The 2,656-nt window shown below is 71.8% G+C and carries 3 protein-coding genes; 2 read left to right on the forward strand and 1 reads right to left on the reverse strand.

Annotated features, from left to right (window positions below; all coding sequences use genetic code 11):
- Positions 1-102: 102 nt before the first annotated feature.
- Positions 103-795, reverse strand: a complete 693-nt coding sequence (locus ABZ646_RS44565; protein WP_360532931.1) for a transglycosylase family protein — start codon at positions 793-795, stop codon at positions 103-105.
- Between the two features lie 541 nt (positions 796-1,336).
- On the opposite strand from ABZ646_RS44565, the gene ABZ646_RS44570 reads away from it, so the two are divergent.
- Both ABZ646_RS44570 and ABZ646_RS44575 read left to right on the forward strand, forming a co-directional pair.
- Positions 1,337-2,119, forward strand: a complete 783-nt coding sequence (locus tag ABZ646_RS44570) for a hypothetical protein (RefSeq protein WP_360532934.1) — start codon at positions 1,337-1,339, stop codon at positions 2,117-2,119.
- A gap of 59 nt (positions 2,120-2,178) precedes the next feature.
- On the forward strand, positions 2,179-2,586 hold the full coding sequence (locus ABZ646_RS44575; protein ID WP_360532937.1) for a hypothetical protein: 408 nt from the start codon (positions 2,179-2,181) through the stop codon (positions 2,584-2,586).
- Positions 2,587-2,656: the final 70 nt, after the last annotated feature.

The following is a 2,656-nucleotide window of genomic DNA, read 5'->3' on the forward strand; positions in this document are numbered from 1 at the left end:
GCCCCGTTTCGGAACATGCACATGCCGCCCCGGAACGCGCCTCGCCCCGCCCGGTTCGGACCGGGCGGGGCGAGGCGAGGCGAGGCGGTGCGGGGGCGCGCGTCAGAACGCGAGGCGCTGCCCGGGCACGATGAGGTTCGGGTCGTCACCGATGACGGCCTTGTTGGCGGCGTAGAGGCGCTGCCAGGTGGTGCCGTGCCGCTCGGCGATCCGGCTCAGGGTGTCGCCCGCACGGACGGTGTAGTCGCCCCGGGCCGAGCTGCGGCCGCTGTGGCCCGTCGAGCGCTGCGGAGCCTTCGCCGCGGGAGCCGACTTCCAGGTGGGCTCCGACTTGCGGACGGGCGTCGACCTCGTCGCCGACTCCGTGCCGCTCCTCGTGGTCACCGAGGCGTTCTCGGGCGCCGAGCCGCTCGCCCCGGCCCGGCCCGAGCAGACCGGCCACGCGCCCCAGCCCTGGGCGTGCTGGACCTTGGTGGCGACGGCGATCTGCGCTTCCCTGGAGGCCTGGTCGGCCGTCGACGCGTAGGCGGTGCCGCCGTACGCGCGCCAGGTGGAGGCGGAGAACTGGAGTCCGCCGTAGTAGCCGTTGCCGGTGTTGATGTGCCAGTTGCCGCCGCTCTCGCACTGCGCGATGCGGTCCCACACTCCGTTGTCCGCCGCCGCGGCGTTGCCGGTCGCCGCCAGCAGGCCCAGCGGGGCCAGCAGCGCCGCTCCGGCCAGGGTGGCGGTCGTACGGCCCTTGCGGGAGCCGTTCTTCGCGACGGTCTCACGGGTGGTATCGGCACACTCGGACATGTATTTCCCTCTCCACGTACCCGGGCTCCCCCAGGGCGAGGCACGGTCCCCGCGCGATGGACGCGGTTCCCGCACTCGCCCCGTCCGCCGCGGCCGGTGCTGCGGTGGTGCTCTGCCTGCTTCGGCCGGCGGACGTACCCGAGCGGTGCTCGTTGCACACGGCGGAGGAATCTAGAGACGGGGAACGTCCGAAATCAACCAACTCCCCGTCAGGGCAGGCCAGTTCGGCGTTACCGGAGGTAGCGGCGATTTTCGGCCACCCACTACATTCCTTGATTTCAGGATTTGTCGACCACGGGTTCGACGGATCTGTGATTCAGTTCACCGTGCCAAACCCCTTTGGCTTGCGAAGAGTTGACTTTGAGTAGGCCATTCCGGACGAAGGGTGACCGTGTGCAGTGGTTGGTTCGATCCCGATCCCCGTGATGCGTGACCCCCACCACAGATCGCCCGTTGTCTTCTTCATGAGCCCGCAACCCCGAGGGGCTCACGGACCGGGAGCCACCCGGCCCTTCACGCACCGCATCCCGAGGGAGCCACCGTGCCGCGCATGCTCGACGTCAGCAACGAGGTACGCGCCGAGATCGGCGACGAAGAAGCCGACCGGCTGCTCGCCGGAGACAACGCCCCCGGCAGTTACGACTGCACGTCCTGCCGCACCCCGGGCGACTCCGAACAGGAGCGCACCAGCACCGTCCTGTTCGTCGGGGACGAGACCGCCGTCCTCGCCTTCGCCCACGCCACCTGCCTGCCCTCGCAGGTCGTCCAGGTCACCGAGGAGCAGTTGCAGGGCGCCGTCCGCTCGATCAGCGGTGACAGCGCGCCCGGCGCGCAGCAGAGGTCGGTGCCCGAGCAGGCGGTGCTCGGGGTGACCAGCGGGCTCGTGCTGATCGCCGGGGAGCTGCACCCCGCGCTCGTCGTCGAGCCGACCTCGCCGATCGTGCGGCCCGGCACGGACGGGGTGGGCGACGACTTCCTGCCGCTGCTGATCGAGCAGGGCTTCATGCCGGTACCGCAGCTCACCGCGGTGCCGCCGGTGCTGCACGGATGGTCGGTGCTGCTGGCGGTGGGTCAGCTGCACGCGGTGCTCCAGCCGGGGGCGAACGGCGGGCAGCCGGTGGCCTGGTGGCAGGCGCACCAGCCGTTGCAGGTGACGGACGGGTGGCGGGCGGCGGCGAACAAGCACCAGCAGGTGCTGATGTTCGCGGCACCGGTGGGGTCGATCGGGCGGCAGCCCCGGGAGGACCTGCTGCGCGACGCGATCGACAAGGCCGCGGCCAACGGGAAGCTGGTGGCGGCCGCGCTGCCGCTCGCGGGGGTCTGAGGGCCGCCCGGAGCAAAGACGAGCCGCATCTCTTCGCGAATCCGGTCGTTTGGACATACGTGCACGCATACGACCTTCCGCCTCGCCGGCCGTCCTTCTCCACCGTTCCGTCCGCCCGGGTGGCTCAGGATGCCTCGCGCGGGCACTCGGCCACGCCGATCTACGACTCGCTCTACACGGAGTGGGTCAAGAGCTTCCGCACGCTGCCGGGTGACCGCAGCGGGGAGGAGGCAATGGGATTCACCGCCTTCGGGACCGCCCCGTTCAGCACCGGCACGCACGCCCCGGGGCTGTACCAGGGGAACTCGTACAGCGCGTACAGCGCGGGCGCCTACAGCGCCCGGCACGGCGTCGACCAACCGCAGCCGCCGCAGTGGCAGCGGATCGGGCCGCTCGGCCGGTCCCAGGAGCCCGGGATGACACCGGTGCCCGCGGCGCTTCCGCCGGGCCCGCGCCGGGGCATGTGACACAGGCGTGAGGGGCGGCGCCCCCGGGCGGGGGCGGCCCCGGCCCCCCGGGGGGGAGAGTTGATGAGAA

It is taken from the genome of Streptomyces sp. NPDC007162, from assembly GCF_040634175.1.
Classification (GTDB): Bacteria; Actinomycetota; Actinomycetes; order Streptomycetales; family Streptomycetaceae; genus Streptomyces.